This window comes from Photorhabdus kleinii, assembly GCF_025384885.1.
GTDB lineage: Bacteria > Pseudomonadota > Gammaproteobacteria > Enterobacterales > Enterobacteriaceae > Photorhabdus > Photorhabdus kayaii.
The window spans coordinates 22,293-37,668 of sequence record NZ_JAJAFY010000010.1; the positions used below are offsets into that span (position 1 = coordinate 22,293).

At 42.3% G+C, this 15,376-nt stretch carries 18 protein-coding genes; 16 read left to right on the plus strand and 2 right to left on the minus strand.

All coding sequences use genetic code 11. The features are described from left to right. Positions 1-120: 120 nt before the first annotated feature. The 16 genes from LG003_RS07770 (at position 121) to LG003_RS07845 (ending at position 12,035) form a co-directional block, all read left to right on the plus strand. Positions 121-591 (plus strand): thioesterase family protein, encoded by a 471-nt coding sequence (locus tag LG003_RS07770; RefSeq protein ID WP_262980476.1) that lies wholly within the window; start codon positions 121-123, stop codon positions 589-591. A gap of 111 nt (positions 592-702) precedes the next feature. Then, positions 703-1,593, plus strand: a complete 891-nt coding sequence (rarD, locus tag LG003_RS07775; RefSeq protein ID WP_112877268.1) for an EamA family transporter RarD — start codon at positions 703-705, stop codon at positions 1,591-1,593. A 7-nt stretch (positions 1,594-1,600) separates the two neighbouring features. Beyond that, positions 1,601-2,053, plus strand: a complete 453-nt coding sequence (locus LG003_RS07780) for a GNAT family N-acetyltransferase (protein ID WP_262980477.1) — start codon at positions 1,601-1,603, stop codon at positions 2,051-2,053. A gap of 1,163 nt (positions 2,054-3,216) precedes the next feature. Beyond that, positions 3,217-4,104, plus strand: coding sequence for a hypothetical protein (locus LG003_RS07785; RefSeq protein ID WP_262980478.1), 888 nt, complete (start codon positions 3,217-3,219; stop codon positions 4,102-4,104). Between the two features lie 11 nt (positions 4,105-4,115). Further along, positions 4,116-4,583 (plus strand): hypothetical protein, encoded by a 468-nt coding sequence (locus LG003_RS07790; RefSeq protein ID WP_112877272.1) that lies wholly within the window; start codon positions 4,116-4,118, stop codon positions 4,581-4,583. Between the two features lie 306 nt (positions 4,584-4,889). Next, complete coding sequence (locus tag LG003_RS07795; protein WP_112877274.1) at positions 4,890-5,465, plus strand: C39 family peptidase; 576 nt, start codon at positions 4,890-4,892, stop codon at positions 5,463-5,465. Between the two features lie 88 nt (positions 5,466-5,553). Next, positions 5,554-6,180: a cytochrome c biogenesis heme-transporting ATPase CcmA gene (ccmA, locus tag LG003_RS07800; RefSeq protein WP_112877275.1), complete on the plus strand. Its 627-nt coding sequence runs from the start codon at positions 5,554-5,556 to the stop codon at positions 6,178-6,180. Beyond that, a complete protein-coding gene (gene ccmB, locus LG003_RS07805) occupies positions 6,180-6,839 on the plus strand; it encodes a heme exporter protein CcmB (RefSeq protein WP_112877276.1) in 660 nt (219 codons plus the stop codon). The genes ccmA and ccmB overlap by 1 nt, the downstream gene beginning before the upstream one ends. Before the next feature lie 119 nt (positions 6,840-6,958). Then, positions 6,959-7,690 (plus strand): heme ABC transporter permease, encoded by a 732-nt coding sequence (locus tag LG003_RS07810; RefSeq protein ID WP_112877277.1) that lies wholly within the window; start codon positions 6,959-6,961, stop codon positions 7,688-7,690. A 2-nt stretch (positions 7,691-7,692) separates the two neighbouring features. Beyond that, positions 7,693-7,956, plus strand: coding sequence for a heme exporter protein CcmD (gene ccmD, locus LG003_RS07815; RefSeq protein WP_112877278.1), 264 nt, complete (start codon positions 7,693-7,695; stop codon positions 7,954-7,956). Beyond that, on the plus strand, positions 7,940-8,434 hold the full coding sequence (gene ccmE / locus LG003_RS07820; RefSeq protein WP_112877279.1) for a cytochrome c maturation protein CcmE: 495 nt from the start codon (positions 7,940-7,942) through the stop codon (positions 8,432-8,434). Before ccmD ends, ccmE begins: the two co-directional genes overlap by 17 nt. Further along, positions 8,431-10,401: a heme lyase CcmF/NrfE family subunit gene (locus LG003_RS07825; RefSeq protein ID WP_262980479.1), complete on the plus strand. Its 1,971-nt coding sequence runs from the start codon at positions 8,431-8,433 to the stop codon at positions 10,399-10,401. The genes ccmE and LG003_RS07825 overlap by 4 nt, the downstream gene beginning before the upstream one ends. Beyond that, positions 10,398-10,952 carry a DsbE family thiol:disulfide interchange protein gene (locus LG003_RS07830; protein WP_112877281.1) on the plus strand — a complete coding sequence of 185 codons (555 nt, stop codon included), beginning with the start codon at positions 10,398-10,400 and terminating at the stop codon, positions 10,950-10,952. Before LG003_RS07825 ends, LG003_RS07830 begins: the two co-directional genes overlap by 4 nt. Next, complete coding sequence (locus LG003_RS07835; RefSeq protein WP_112877282.1) at positions 10,949-11,410, plus strand: cytochrome c-type biogenesis protein; 462 nt, start codon at positions 10,949-10,951, stop codon at positions 11,408-11,410. Before LG003_RS07830 ends, LG003_RS07835 begins: the two co-directional genes overlap by 4 nt. Beyond that, positions 11,410-11,844: a c-type cytochrome biogenesis protein CcmI gene (ccmI, locus tag LG003_RS07840; protein WP_262980480.1), complete on the plus strand. Its 435-nt coding sequence runs from the start codon at positions 11,410-11,412 to the stop codon at positions 11,842-11,844. Before LG003_RS07835 ends, ccmI begins: the two co-directional genes overlap by 1 nt. Positions 11,845-11,888: 44 nt before the next feature. After that, a complete protein-coding gene (locus tag LG003_RS07845; protein WP_157975275.1) occupies positions 11,889-12,035 on the plus strand; it encodes a hypothetical protein in 147 nt (48 codons plus the stop codon). Between the two features lie 76 nt (positions 12,036-12,111). On the opposite strand, the gene corA is transcribed toward LG003_RS07845, so the two are convergent. Then, entirely contained in the window at positions 12,112-13,062 is a 951-nt protein-coding gene (gene corA / locus LG003_RS07850) for a magnesium/cobalt transporter CorA (protein ID WP_112877284.1), read from the minus strand. Between the two features lie 95 nt (positions 13,063-13,157). Further along, positions 13,158-15,320, minus strand: coding sequence for a DNA helicase II (gene uvrD, locus LG003_RS07855; protein ID WP_449301332.1), 2,163 nt, complete (start codon positions 15,318-15,320; stop codon positions 13,158-13,160). Positions 15,321-15,376: the final 56 nt, after the last annotated feature.

Genomic DNA, 15,376 nt, shown 5'->3' on the forward strand with positions numbered 1-15,376 from the left:
CACATCGTTATCTATGCTCCCGGGGATTCGCTCCCTTGCCGTCGCGATGCATCTTGAAATCCATAGGGTATATATAAAGTCATATTGATAACACATATCTTTATTTGGGAATAAAATTAAATGTCTACAACGCTATTAACCCTAGAAGAAGCCCGGCAAGTGATTGGTCATGCTTTTGTTCACGATATGCCTTTTAACCAATTATTAGGACTTGAACTGATTCGGTTTGAACAAGATTACGTAGAAATACAATTCCGTAACCAAAGTAAATTAGTAGGTAATATCGCACAAAAAATTTTACATGGTGGTGTCATTGCCTCAGTGCTTGACGTATGTGGTGGATTGGTCTGTATCGGTAACGCCTTGACCCGTCTGATACCCGCATCATTAGAAGAATTAGAAAAACGATTATCAATAATGGGAACGATTGATTTGCGGGTGGATTATCTACGCCCCGGTCGTGGTGAATTATTTACCGCCACCAGTAGTATTATCCGCAATGGCAACAAAGTTTCTGTTGCCAGAGCAGAACTACATAATGAGCAGAGAACCCATATCGCCAGTGTAACGGCGACCTATTTGGTAGGATGACAATATAATTTTAATCGCTTGCGTAATATTCAGCCCGGTGACATATTATTTTCACGTTAACGGGCTAAAAACCCATGACACTCTTTCCACCTTTATTAACATCAGGACAATATGAACAAGCCACAAACTACCAAAGGAGTATTGTACGCCTTCGGTGCCTGTTTTATCTGGGGAATCGCACCAATTTATTTTAAACATATCCAGCAAGTACCTGCTGACGAAATCCTGACCCATCGTATTATTTGGTCATTTTTCTTTATGTTGCTACTGTTAACATTAACTCGTCACTGGTCACAGGTAGCCAAAATTTTCCGTCAACCTAAAAAAGTATTATTTCTGGCCGTGACAGCAACCGTGGTTGCCTGTAACTGGCTGATTTATATCTGGGCGGTGAACCACGGCCATATGCTGGAAGCCAGCTTAGGTTATTTCATTAGCCCATTGGTTAACGTTTTGTTCGGCATGCTGTTTCTCAGTGAACGTTTCCGCCGTACGCAATGGGCTGCGGTTATTCTGGCCTTCACCGGCGTATTAATCCAGCTATGGCAATTTGGTTCTATACCGGTCATTGGATTAAGTTTGGCTGTCACTTTTGCCCTGTATGCCCTGCTGCGTAAGAAGATGAATGTTGATGCTCAAACAGGCATGACGATTGAAACACTGTGGTTACTACCGGTTGCCGCCATTTATCTATTTGGTTTTGCCAACACCCCAACCAGTGATTTAAGTAATAACCCAACGATTCTCAATTTATTGCTGATTGCCGCGGGCATTATTACTACTGTGCCATTACTGTTATACACGGAAGCCGCAGCTCACCTGCGCCTATCCACACTAGGATTCTTTCAGTATGTCGGCCCAACGCTGATGTTCTTGCTAGCAACCTTGGTTTATGGTGAACAAATAGGCACCGACCGTCTGATTACTTTCGGCTTTATCTGGGCTGCATTAGTGCTGTTTACACTGGATGCCGTGTATACACAGCGTAGATCGCAGAGATAGCAAAACAATGAAAATAGCCATCAGATTAGCCAATACAACCGAACAGATCGCCCTTGAAGCTCTGCAATTACGTGCGTCTCTTATGTGGGAAGAAGATAGGGAATCCTTACTAGCAAATCCCCACATGATAGAACTGCCGATAGAATATATTGCAGCAGGATATGTTTATATTGCGGAACAAGCTAATGTAATCTTGGGATTTTGTGTTGTATTGCCGCTAACTGATGGAAATGCAGAACTTGATGGAATATTTGTTGAACCGGCCTTTTGGCATCAAGGTATTGGCAAGCAATTGGTGCAAATCACATTGAATGATCTTCACATAAAAGGCAACGTCTCATTGCAGGTGCTGACTAATCCGCAAGCAGAAGGGTTTTATATTGCCCTTGGCTTTGAATATTTAAGAAAAGAATATACTCAATTAGGAACAGCAATTCGTATGATTAAGTACACCCTGTAAAATAAGCTAATTCTATTTTGTAAATTAATGCCTTTTATCGTCACATCTACTTTATCTTTAATAATTAAATACTGTTTTTTAATAAAAATCCCAACTACATTAAAGATATAAAATAATAGCAAAAGCTTATTTTAAAACAAAAAACACCCCAAGTTATATATCCAATCAGATATTATATAAACCATATGGAATATTTACTTAAGCATTTTATAATAATGTTAATATCGTTTCCACTCAATAATCAACTTTTTAAAATAATAATAAAACCCAATACTGCACAAACAGATGATTAAACTCTTAACGTATTATTTTTATGTCTCTATTATGACCGCCGCAATACAACTATTACGGCGGTCATATAGTGACCTGCTCCCGCCACTAAGTCACAAGTGACTCAGGCGGGGGCTTCCTATGATCCCTATTAGCAAAGGATAACAACTTTCGTTGCAGTCCCTGCTCTGACAGCAACTGCCTTGAAACATAATTTCACATTAGGTCATCCGATGGTAAAATGCATCCCATCCCTCGCTCTTTCTGACCATGCGTTCAGAAACGTAAGAAGCTTACGCACAACCACTTTTTTGGGCTTTCCAGCAGCCACGAGGCTTTAAAATCTGTGACACCTTTTCGTGGATGAGAACCGCTTTTTGTTTCTACTTTTTACGTGCTGAAAATGGCGGTCTTTTACGGGACAGTATTCACTGGGCAACTTGCAAGCAGTGTATGCCCGAACTGAGAAACCGGGAATTATTTTCTTTATGTCCATTAGATAAGATGCATACAGGTGACAGATATAAATCAATACCTACGCTTCTGTCTGCACTGATTGTGTCTGGGGTTAATTTGCCTTCAAATCATCAAATAGGCACACAAGCGTAATATTTTCCCGATAGAGCTTTTTATAGTGACCATCTTTATCTTCCCGTCAATGATACAATGCAAAACTGCTTTTAGGAAACTAACCCATTCGGCGAAAAAGTTTTTGAAGACAGCCTCTAGATTAGCCAATACAGCCAACAAAGACTGACTATTGACTTCACAAACGTGTATTCAATAAACGAACAACTTACCATAACAACAAGAATTACATTAAAATAATAAATTGACATAACACCTAACATTAGAAATAATGATGTTAATTTTTTTTAACATGACCAAAACAAATGATCAAAATAGCAACAGGACTTGCAGCGATCACAGTAATTTCTCTTTCTCACACTGCATTTGCATCTTCTCTTCCACAAGAAAGGGATATACTGGATAAAGAAAAACCAAAGAATATTTTAAAAATTGACGATTTTCTACCTGAAAAGAAAAAATGGACTCTCTCGACTGGAATCTCCATTTTAAATAAATCAGGTGATGGAAGTTCACCTTTATTTTATTTAAACGAGATATCCCCCGGCCACTATATTTTGAACAAAGGAACACAAACATACCAGAAAGAAACTAACGGTGTCTCTGCTCATTCATCACTAATATATGGTATTACTGATGAACTTGCAGTAGGAGCTACTGTCAATGGCCAATGGCAGAATAATCAATATACTTTTGATGATGGCAAGAAAGCCGTTAATGACAAATATCAATTTAATGGTGTTGGACTAGGAGGAAGCTATCAAACCTACTTATTCTCCGATTATACTGTTTTCTTTAGTGGAATAAATATAAAAGAAAGCAAAATAAAAAGCTATACATTAGGAACATCACTAAACTGGATTTATGATCCTTTAGTCCTTAACCTGTCTTTAGGATATTTAGATGGCATATCTAGAGAACGGTTTTCAAACAATTATACAGCTTATACTACAGGTGGTTCCGTCATCTTCGCTGTTAATCCTGAAGTAAATATTCGTTGGGGTTTTTCAAAAGACTTTATCTATACACAAAATAACCTTTTATCTCAAAAATCCTGGAGCAGTAATACATCTCTATTAATTGGAACAATAGTAAATCTGACTGATAGAGTTTCTACTGATATTAATATCAAAGGTGGTGTCGGTAATAATAAAATATCTACCGTTTCTGTTTCTTTATCTTACAAAATCTGAGGACTCTGACAATGTTAAGAATTTTTTGTACTTCATTACTCATTTTGTCAACATTAATAACTACATCCTATGCTGTAATTCCTGAAAATAATGATAAATCTATATCTATAAATGATGATCTAATGAAAGAACTTGGATATAGCTCATTCAATCAGCTCAACTCAGAAGAAATGTACGAAACAAAAGGCAAAGTTGGACCAGTAGTGGTTGGCGCTATCGGCGCTATTGGTGGAGCGAGCTTATCCGTAGGACTTGATAAATCTAACGGAGATCCTGTTAATTGGAGAAATGCAGCTACTGCAGCATCAGCCGGGTTTGTTACCGGATTTAGCGGTGGTATTATGGGCCCAAGCACACTTGGAGTAGCGACTAGCACTACACTAGGAGTCAGTGCTGGTGGAGCAACCAATGCTCTACTCAAAGGTATAAGTAAAGGGTCGGCAAGCTCAGGATGTGTCTCTTGTCATTCGAACATATAATGAACATTAATTTCATCGTATTTTTGTTACTGATTTCTGGTTATCTATATTTGGGTACGAGAGCTTTTCCCGGCCCCAAATGGAGTGTACGCCTCTTATCAACATTTATCATGTTATTTTCTGGATATATTAATGAATACAATACAGTAACACTTATTTTTCTAGTCATATTATTAGGTTATGCCATAATGATTTTTTTCCTAAAAAATCTTGGCATATTAAGTACCACTAGGAATCTGGATGTTCTCTATTTATTGGGACCTGCTATTTACTTAATGATTTTTATCATAAGATGGGCTGAATAATATGATAACACTTAAAATTCACCTAAGAACCACACTGATTTTCGTAATTTTGGTTCTTTTTGCAGGCCAATCTTCTGGGAGAGAGTTAAAAGTAAGTAACTATATAGACTTGAAGTTCAAAAATATAGTAAGACAAGAGTATGACTTTACCTGTGGGCTCGCCTCATTAATAAATATACTTGCAACAAATTATCAAATCAATATAGAGGAAGAGGATCTCATTAAAATAACAGGAATAAAACCAGAATATTCATTTATAGATCTACAGAATACACTCAAGAAATTTGACATTTTATCTATGGGAGTAAAGATATCATTAAAACAACTTGAAAAGGTAAATTCACCAACAATCCTTTATCTGAAAAGAAATGGAACCAATCATTTCGTTATATTTAATGGAATAGACTCTTCTCTCGTCCAAATTATTGATCCGGCTTGGGGAAATATTAATTATACTCGATCTCAATTTGAACGATATTGGCTCCAGGATAATCAATTAGGACGAGCATTAATACTAATGAAAAAAACAGTCATACATATTAATCATGATTATGTCTATAGAAAATCACTTTTCTAAATAGTTGATCTGAATAAAGTACAAACTATATACAATATAACATTTATACTATGGTTCAACACCCCAAAAAGAAAATATGAGTTCCTTAATGCTGGAAGCGAAAAATTTGAGTTATATCTGTGATGAACGCTCTCTGTTCGTTGGGTTGAACTTTACAGTAACCCCAGGTGACATAATTCAAGTTGAAGGGCCAAACGGTGCAGGCAAAACCAGCCTACTACGTATTTTGGCCGGATTGATACGTCCAGACACTGGTGAAGTGCGCTGGCAGGACAAAAACATTCTGAGTCATTATAAGCATTATTACCATAATTTGCTTTTTATCGGTTATCAACCAGGGATAAAAACCGTACTGACACCGTATGAAAACCTGAAGTTTTATCAATCGCTTAAGCAGCAGAAAGACAATCAAGCAATTTGGCAAGCGCTGGAACAAGTCAGTTTAATCGGTTATGAAAATTTGCCAGTAGCCCAGCTTTCTACCGGTCAACAACGCCGTGTTGCTTTAGCACGTCTGTGGCTAAGCCACTGCCCGTTGTGGATTCTTGATGAACCTTTAACCGCCATTGACAAAAAAGGTGCGACAAAATTGATAACGCTTTTCAAACAACATACACAACAGGGGGGAATGATATTACTGACTACCCATCAGTATATGGCAGAAATAACACCATCTGTGAAGAAAATCCACCTAGTAGGTCAAGAGGTGATCTAATGTTTATCACTATACTACGCCACGAATTGAAAATTGTTTTTCGCAAAAGATCAGAGATCGCCAATCCTCTATGGTTCTTCTTAATCGTTATCGCATTGTTCCCATTAGGTATTGGACCGGAACCACAGTTACTAACACGCATTGCACCAGGAAATATCTGGGTCGCCGCACTACTAGCATCGCTACTTTCGCTAGAGCGACTGTTTCGAGAAGACTTTCTCGACGGCTCTTTGGAACAATTATTCCTACTATCCGCACCACTACCACTCATAGTGTTGGGTAAAGTATGCGCTCATTGGATGGTGACAGGTTTACCATTGTTGATCCTATCACCAATAGTAGCCCTACTACTGTCATTAAGCTTTAGCACCTGGACCGCCATAGCATTAACCCTACTACTAGGTACACCGATATTAAGCCTGATAGGGGCGATCTGTGTGGCTCTGACCGTTAAGACACGCAAAGGCGGCATATTGCTTAGCCTGTTGGCTCTACCGTTGTATATTCCAGTACTGATATTTTCCACCATAGCTATCGACGCCGCATCGATAGCTATACCTATCGATGGATACTTGGCGATTTTGGGCGCTATGCTGATAAGCAGCGTAACTCTGGCACCTTTCGCTACCGCAGCCGCTCTGCGTGTAAACATACACTAGGGGATTACTAATCTATCGAACCAGACTATACAGATGAGAGCTAATCCTGAAAACAACAAATAATTTCATTGATCTGAAGAACGATCAGAGTTTCAATTTTGCAGTGAGCAATGACAACTATGTGGAAATGGTTACATCAATTTGCCAAGCCAGAGAAGCTATACCAAATGTGTGGCTACTTTATTCCTTGGCTAGGGCTAGCCAGTATACTGTGCCTAGGACTGGGATGGATATGGGGTTTTGGCTTTGCGCCATCAGACTACCAACAAGGTGAAAGCTACCGCATTATGTATATCCACGTACCAGCCGCAATGTGGTCAATAGGAATTTATGCCTTGATGGCGATAGCAGCATTAATAGGTCTAGTATGGCAAATGAAAATGTCTAATACCATAGTCGCTGCAATGGCACCAGTGGGAGCTGTGTTCACTTTTATCGCTCTGATAACCGGATCTGCTTGGGGTAAACCAATGTGGGGTACCTGGTGGGTATGGGATGCACGCCTGACCTCAGAACTAATACTATTATTCCTCTATATTGGTACCATCGCGCTGTACAACACATTTGAAGATCATCGCCTAGCAGGACGCTCAATTAGCATTCTAGTGTTAATTGGAGTAGTAAATTTACCAATTATCCATTTTTCCGTTGAATGGTGGAATACCCTCCATCAAGGTTCAACCAATCTGCAACAAACCGTTGCTCCAAATATGCGCCTACCACTGCGTTGGACAATTCTCGGCTATCTACTGTTCTTCATCACCTTAACCCTAATGCGCTTGCGTAACCTGATCCTATTCCAAGAACGCCAACACCCATGGGTAGTTGCACTGGTCAATAAGGAAAATTAACCATGAATACAGCATTCAGTTCTTGGCAGTCATTCTTTGCCATGGGTAGCTACGCTTTCTATGTATGGCTAGCGGTAGCAGCTACGTTGATCTCAATGCTCGCTCTGGTAGTACATACACTGTGGCGACGTAAACAACTATTTGATGAAATCATTCGCCGACAAACACGCGAACTACGTATCCACCAGTCAAAACGGACCTCTCTACCAATGAAACGACATACCATCCAGCAACGGGAGAGAAACTATTGTGAATCCTCGTCGTAGAAACCGTCTTTACCTAGTAATAATAGCGTTGATCAGCATTGCACTGACCGTTTCACTGGTTCTGTATGCGCTACGTTCAAATATCGACCTATTCTATACCCCAAGCGAAGTCCTACTAGGCAAAGGAAAAAATCATAAGAAACCGGAAATCGGCCAGAGATTACGTATCGGAGGCACAGTAATGCCCGGCTCAGTAAAACGCGATCCACAAACCTTGAAAGTGAATTTCAAGATCTATGATGCGCAAGGCACTATCAATGTCATTTATGATGGAATCTTGCCCGATCTGTTTAGAGAAGAGCAGAGTGTGATAGCACAAGGCGTACTGGAAAAACGTAATGTCGTAAATGCGCACGAAATACTGGCGAAGCATGACGAAAAATATATGCCGCCTGAAATAACCGAGGCAATGACGGAAAACGATAAAGAGGCAACTTCAGCCTACATCACCCCACAGGAAAGGAACAGAAAGTCATGATGCCAGAGTTAGGAAATTTTCTGCTGTGCCTAGCATTAGCAATTTCCGTGCTGCTGAGCGTTTATCCCCAATGGGGTGCAGTGCGCCAAGACGAACGCATGATGGCCGTTGCTCGCCCGCTTACCTACGGCCTATTCATCACCATTGTATTAGCATTTTTCTGCTTGGTGCATGCATTTGTGGTCAACGACTTCACTGTAACCTATGTGGTCAACAACTCCAACAGCCAACTACCAGTATATTACCGTATTGCTGCTACTTGGGGGGCACATGAAGGTTCTCTGTTACTGTGGGTACTACTACTAAGCAGCTGGACTCTGGCGGTAGCACTATGTAACCGCCAAATGCCACTGGACGCCGTGGCATACGTGTTATCAGTAATGGGAATAATCACAGCAGGCTTCCTGCTGTTCATCATTATGACTTCCAATCCATTCACTCGTACACTGCCAAATTTTCCTACCGATGGGCGAGATCTCAATCCTTTACTACAGGACATTGGACTAATTTTCCATCCTCCGCTGCTATATATGGGCTATGTCGGTTTCTCCGTGGCCTTTGCCTCCTCCATCGCCTCATTAATATCTGGACGGCTGGATACTATCTGGGCACGCTGGTCACGCCCCTGGACTATAGCCGCTTGGGTATTTTTGACCTTAGGGATAGTACTCGGCTCTGCTTGGGCCTACTACGAATTAGGCTGGGGTGGCTGGTGGTTCTGGGATCCGGTAGAAAATGCCTCTTTCATGCCATGGCTGGCCGGTACAGCACTGATCCACTCTCTGGCAGTGACAGAAAAACGTGGTACCTTCAAAGCTTGGACAATATTGTTAGCAATTACTACCTTCTCACTATGCCTACTTGGTACGTTTCTGGTACGTTCTGGTATGTTAGTATCAGTCCATTCATTCGCTTCCAACCCAGAACGCGGCATATTTATCTTGGCCTATCTGGTGATCATCATTGGTGGTTCTTTGTTGCTATATGCAGTGAAGGGTGACCAAATGCGTAGCCGCATACAGCACAAAGTATTCTCACGCGAGACATTCTTGTTGGGTAACAATGTGCTGCTGATCACCGCAATGATGGTAGTACTATTAGGTACACTACTACCGTTGATCCACAAACAATTCGGCTTTGGCAGTATTTCTATCGGAGAACCATTCTTCAATATTATGTTCACCTGGCTGATGGCACCGTTTGCACTACTATTAGGCGTTGGACCTCTGGTACGCTGGCGACGCGATAAACCATCCAATCTATGGAAGCGCTTATGCGTGGCAATAGTATTAACACTACTACTCTCTATCTTGCTACCCTGGCTATTGCAGGATCGAATAGTTGGGATGACTGTGGTCGGACTAATCATGGCACTATGGGTAATTGTACTGACGCTGGTAGAACTTCACGAACGCGCCACCCATCGACACAGCTTTTGGCGTGGTTTGACACAATTCTCTCGTAGCCATTGGGGAATGATATTCGGCCATCTCGGCTTAGCGGTAATGGTTATCGGAATCACCTTCAGCCAAAATTACAGTATCGAACGCAACGTACGCATGAAGATAGGCGATATAGTAAATATCCATGATTACCACTTCATCTTCCGTGACATACACGGCATCTACGGACCTAACTACATTAGTGGTGTGGGTATTATCGACGTTACACGCAACGGAAAACCAGAAGCGACGCTACATGCCGAGAAACGCTATTACAACATAGCCCGTAGCATAATGACTGAAGCGGCTATAGATGGCGGCTTTACCCGCGATCTGTATGCTGTGCTAGGTGAAGAATTAGAAGATGGCTCCTGGACAATACGCCTGCATTACAAACCGTTTGTACGCTGGATCTGGTTCGGTGGCATATTCATGGCAATAGGCGGGATACTGTGCATCTTCGATCCTCGCTATCATATGGGCAGAAAGCTAACGGGCAAAGGTAAAATGAAGGAGCCGACATGAGACATAGGCTATTATTTATCCCGCTAATCCTTTTTCTTCTCCTAGTGGCGGCGTTCATAGTGCAGCTGACACGTAACATCTACAACGGTGAAGAGCCTACCATGCTAGAGTCAGCTTTGATCGGCAAATCAATACCTATATTTAAGCTAGAATTGCTTAATCAACCAGAAAAAACCTGCAATCAAACAATATTGCACAACGGCAAACCAATACTACTCAATGTTTGGGCGACATGGTGCCCAACCTGCTGGGCTGAACACGAATATCTGAATACCCTAGCTGCGAAAGGAATACGTATAATTGGCCTAAACTATAAAGACGATCGTACTAAAGCTGTGGCTTGGCTCAATAATTTAGGAACCCCATACATCTTGAGTCTATACGATGGCGACGGCATGTTTGGCCTCGATCTTGGTGTATATGGTGCACCGGAAACGTTTCTAATTGACGGACAAGGCGTTATCCTCTATCGCCACGCCGGAGCCATGAATAAACGAGTTTGGGAGCAGAAAGTACTACCGCTATACAAGAAATATGGGGGTGACTCATGAAGCTAGTAACACTATTGTTGGCAGGGCTACTGAGCTACAGCACTTGGGCAACAATTGACACATATCAATTTAAGTCAGCAGAACAAGAACAACAATTCCACGAACTGACAAAACAACTGCGTTGTCCAAAATGTCAGAACAACAACATCGCAGACTCCAATTCAATTATTGCAGCAGACATGCGCACCAAAGTGTATGAGTTAATAATACAAGGGAAAAACAAACAACATATCATCGACTATATGGTGGAACGTTACGGTAATTTCGTAACCTATAAACCACCTATAACGCCTATAACACTGATCCTTTGGGTCAGCCCACTACTGTTTGTACTGATTGGTGGTGCTATAGTAATTGTACACTTCCGCCGTCATCAAGAAACAGACGATGGATTTACCAAACAGGAGCAACAACATTTAGTGATGTTACTAAAAGAGACTGACAGGAACAAACCCTAATGATTTTTTGGTTAATAATTATTATGCTACTAGCTAGTGCCTCAGCGCTACTGGTAGTACCTGCAATTCTCCAAGGCAAAGCAAACACCAATACCAACCGCGATACGCTTAACAAGATACTTTATCAGGAGCATCTGAGAGAGTTAGAGCAGAATGAAGCACAGGGTGTGGTAAATGATCGTTTGGCGCTGGTACAAGAGTTACAACGAAACCTTCTGAGTGACATACCTATACAACCAATAGTGCAAAAAAAGCCCATTAATCGCTGGGCGTTAGTGCCTGGTGTATTAGTTCTGATCATAGTAGCTGTCGGGTTCTACCTAAAAACTGGCAGCCTAATGCAAGTGCTTGACTGGCAGAATCAAAAAAAACAATGCGAGAGCTATCAACCAACAAGCACACCAAGAGTTTGCTCACACCTACCATCAACTTGAACCAAATAATCAGGGAGTCACCTAGACTATATGCCGAAATCTTTATGCAATTACACCAAGATAAAGAGATAACAAACATCACTGATTTTGGCGCCTGTCGCTTCCTTAATGCTCCCATAATTAAAGATATCGCCAGCGCCCAAAAAACAACTGTTGCCACTCAGGCTGTCTGGCGTTTTCGACCCAGCTAGCCGCAAAGGTTTTGGATCAGTTCAGCGATGTGTAAATACCTATGCTACATTGGGCAAGGGTTTACAGCAGTTTTTGCTAAAGCCAGTTCTTCCGCTTAAAATAGAGATACGGTGCAAGGCCGGCCGCAATCATTAAACCAATTGCGCCCGGATAACCAAATGTCCAGTGTAACTCCGGCATAAATTCAAAGTTCATACCATAACTGGAAGCCACCAGCGTTGGCGGCAGGAATACCACAGAGACAACCGAGAAGATTTTGATAATTCGGCTCTGTTCAATATTGATAAAACCCATTGCCGCCTGCATCAAGAAATTAACTTTTTGAAACAAAGATTCATTATGTGGCAACAGTGATTCAATATCCCGCAAGATTTCACGGGCCTGCTCTAGTTGAGCTCCCGGCAAACGGGCCCGTCGCACCAAGAAGTTAAGCGCACGCTGTGTATCCATAAGACATAAGCGAACCTTCCAGCTAATATCTTCCTGTTCAGCAAGACTGGACAAGGCAATATCAAACTCATCACCCTGTTTCCCTTCCATAATGACCCGGCTCAGGGATTCCAGCACGCTGTAAATATTTTCGATGACATCAGCCAACTGTTCAATCTTGGTTTCAAACAGATCCATCAGCACTTCATAAGCATTACCGTCGACTAATGTCTGATTACGAGCACGCATACGATACAATCGGAACGCAGGGAGCTCCCGCTCTCGCAACGTATAGAGACGACCATCACGAATAGTAAATGCAACTGTTGCGTTGCCAGCATGGTCTTCCGCGTCTTCAAAGTAAAAAAATGAGTGGACGTGTATCCCGTCTTCATCTTCAAAAAAACGCGCCGACGCCTCAATGTCATCCAGTTCCGGTCGGGTTGCCAGAATTTGGCCTAATTCATTTTGAACTTGCAACCTGTCTTGTTCTTCCGGCTCAACCAAATCTACCCATAAGGAATCAGATAACTTTTCTCCCTCTTCAAATTCAAGACGGAGCAGGCGATTATTCTCTAACTTAAATGCGCTCAGCATGTATCATAAGTCTCCTTTACTCCCTACGTGATCGTAAGGCGCGAATGTTACGCTTAGAAGAAAAAGCCTGTCAACATTCAACCTGGATATTATTTTCAGACCATTTCAAGTCTGGCATAAGCAGCAACCAGCCACTTAATCCCTTCCCCTTGAAACGCGATTTGTAATCGGCTATTTTCACCACTCCCCTCCATATTGACAATGGTTCCTTCACCAAATTTAGGATGACGAACACGTTGCCCAAGAGCATAACCGCTATCATTGGAGCTAATTGGTGTACCTAACCGACTATGGCTAACTGGACGAGATACTGTCGCACGTAACCGAACTTCTTCAATACATTCTGACGGCAGTTCCCCAATAAAACGAGATGGCCGATGATAAACCTCTTTGCCATATAAACGACGACTTTCGGCATAAGTGATGGTCAGCTTTTCCATTGCACGTGTCAGCCCCACATAAGCCAAACGACGCTCCTCTTCTAAACGTCCACCTTCTTCAATCGACATCTGGCTTGGGAACATGCCTTCTTCCATGCCAACAATAAATACCTGTGGGAATTCCAGTCCTTTAGCCGAATGTAATGTCATCAGTTGCACCGAATCTTGATAGGCATCGGCCTGCCCTTCTCCCGATTCCAGCGCAGCATGGGAAAGAAACGCCTGCAATGGCGTAAAATCTTCATCCTCTTCCTGATAGCTAAACTGGCGAGTCGCCGTGACAAGCTCTTCAAGGTTTTCAATACGCGCCTGCGCTTTTTCACCTTTTTCCTGCTGATACATTGCCCGCAGGCCAGAATCACGGATAACCCTGTCAGTCTGAACATGCAATGGCATATCTTCAGTTTCTGTCGATAATGCGTCAATCAGTTCAATAAAACGCTGTAAGGAAGCAGCGGCACGCCCAGCCAGCACTTTCTCTTGAAGCAATATCTGACAACAGTCCCACAACGTTTGCTGCCGTTCACGAGCCGCTTGGCGCACAATATCTAAAGTTCTGTCACCAATACCACGGGTAGGCGTATTCACCACACGTTCAAACGCCGCGTCATCATGACGATTGGCAATCAAACGCAGGTAAGCCAGTGCATCTTTAATTTCCTGACGTTCAAAGAATCGTTGACCACCATAAATACGGTATGGCATTGATGCCTGTAACAGCGCCTCTTCCAGTACACGGGACTGAGCGTTGCTGCGGTAAAGTATGGCACAGTTTTTCAGGGCACCACCATTTTCAAGCCAGTTTTTTATCCGGCCAACCACATAACGGGCTTCATCCAGTTCATTAAATGCACAATAAAGGGAGATAGGTTCACCCTCTACACCATCAGTCCACAGATTTTTACCCAGACGATCACTGTTATTAGCAATCAGTGTATTGGCAACTTTCAGAATATTACTGGTGGAACGGTAGTTCTGCTCCAAACGGATAGTTTCAGCGCCGGGAAAATCTTTCAGAAAACGCTGAATATTCTCAACTTGAGCCCCACGCCAACCATAAATAGATTGATCATCATCCCCGACAATCATCACTTTGCCTGTTTCCCCTGCCAACAGATGAATCCAAGCATATTGAATACTGTTAGTGTCCTGAAACTCATCCACCAGAATATTAGTAAAGCGGCCACGGTAATGTTGCAGGATCTGAGGTTTATTCAACCACAACTCATGAGCTCGCAGTAAAAGCTCGGCAAAATCCACCAGCCCGGCTCGATCACAAGCCTCCTGGTAAGCCTGATAAATTTTCTGCCATGTCGCCTCAACAGGATTGCCATAACTTTCAATATGCTGGGGCCGCAATCCTTCATCTTTTTTACCATTGATGTACCACATGCCTTGACGAGCTGGCCATTGTTTATCATCCAAATTCATTGCTTTGATAATGCGTTTAAGCAGGCGATTTTGATCTTCACTGTCAAGAATCTGAAAATCCTGTGGCAAATTAGCATCCAGATGATGGGCTCGTAACAAACGATGAGCCAAACCGTGGAATGTACCAATCCACATCCCTCCCTGACTGGTACCGATCAAGTTTTCAATCCGATGGCGCATCTCCGCCGCCGCCTTGTTGGTGAAAGTCACCGCCATAATGGAAAATGGCGAAGCCTTCTCCACTGACAACAACCAAGCAATTCGGTGTACCAAAACCCGGGTTTTACCACTCCCTGCGCCAGCTAATACCAACATATTGGTTCGCGGAGCAGCTACAGCTTCCCGTTGTTTGTCATTCAGACTTTCGAGCAGATAGGAGACGTCCATAGTTACCATCAATTGATTAGACAGCGCCCAGAGGCTGCTGTGTTTTTATACAGAAT

Excerpts from the sequence above, each read along its gene's own strand:
- LG003_RS07770 (WP_262980476.1), top strand. The coding sequence starts at position 121 with ATGTCTACAACGCTATTAACCCTAGAAGAAGCCCGGCAAGTGATTGGT.
- rarD (WP_112877268.1), top strand. The coding sequence starts at position 703 with ATGAACAAGCCACAAACTACCAAAGGAGTATTGTACGCCTTCGGTGCC.
- LG003_RS07780 (WP_262980477.1), top strand. The coding sequence starts at position 1,601 with ATGAAAATAGCCATCAGATTAGCCAATACAACCGAACAGATCGCCCTT.
- LG003_RS07785 (WP_262980478.1), top strand. The coding sequence starts at position 3,217 with ATGATCAAAATAGCAACAGGACTTGCAGCGATCACAGTAATTTCTCTT.
- LG003_RS07790 (WP_112877272.1), top strand. The coding sequence starts at position 4,116 with ATGTTAAGAATTTTTTGTACTTCATTACTCATTTTGTCAACATTAATA.
- LG003_RS07795 (WP_112877274.1), top strand. The coding sequence starts at position 4,890 with ATGATAACACTTAAAATTCACCTAAGAACCACACTGATTTTCGTAATT.
- ccmA (WP_112877275.1), top strand. The coding sequence starts at position 5,554 with ATGCTGGAAGCGAAAAATTTGAGTTATATCTGTGATGAACGCTCTCTG.
- ccmB (WP_112877276.1), top strand. The coding sequence starts at position 6,180 with ATGTTTATCACTATACTACGCCACGAATTGAAAATTGTTTTTCGCAAA.
- LG003_RS07810 (WP_112877277.1), top strand. The coding sequence starts at position 6,959 with ATGTGGAAATGGTTACATCAATTTGCCAAGCCAGAGAAGCTATACCAA.
- ccmD (WP_112877278.1), top strand. The coding sequence starts at position 7,693 with ATGAATACAGCATTCAGTTCTTGGCAGTCATTCTTTGCCATGGGTAGC.
- LG003_RS07825 (WP_262980479.1), top strand. The coding sequence starts at position 8,431 with ATGATGCCAGAGTTAGGAAATTTTCTGCTGTGCCTAGCATTAGCAATT.
- LG003_RS07830 (WP_112877281.1), top strand. The coding sequence starts at position 10,398 with ATGAGACATAGGCTATTATTTATCCCGCTAATCCTTTTTCTTCTCCTA.
- LG003_RS07835 (WP_112877282.1), top strand. The coding sequence starts at position 10,949 with ATGAAGCTAGTAACACTATTGTTGGCAGGGCTACTGAGCTACAGCACT.
- ccmI (WP_262980480.1), top strand. The coding sequence starts at position 11,410 with ATGATTTTTTGGTTAATAATTATTATGCTACTAGCTAGTGCCTCAGCG.
- LG003_RS07845 (WP_157975275.1), top strand. The coding sequence starts at position 11,889 with ATGCAATTACACCAAGATAAAGAGATAACAAACATCACTGATTTTGGC.
- corA (WP_112877284.1), bottom strand. The coding sequence starts at position 13,062 with ATGCTGAGCGCATTTAAGTTAGAGAATAATCGCCTGCTCCGTCTTGAA.
- uvrD (WP_449301332.1), bottom strand. The coding sequence starts at position 15,320 with ATGGACGTCTCCTATCTGCTCGAAAGTCTGAATGACAAACAACGGGAA.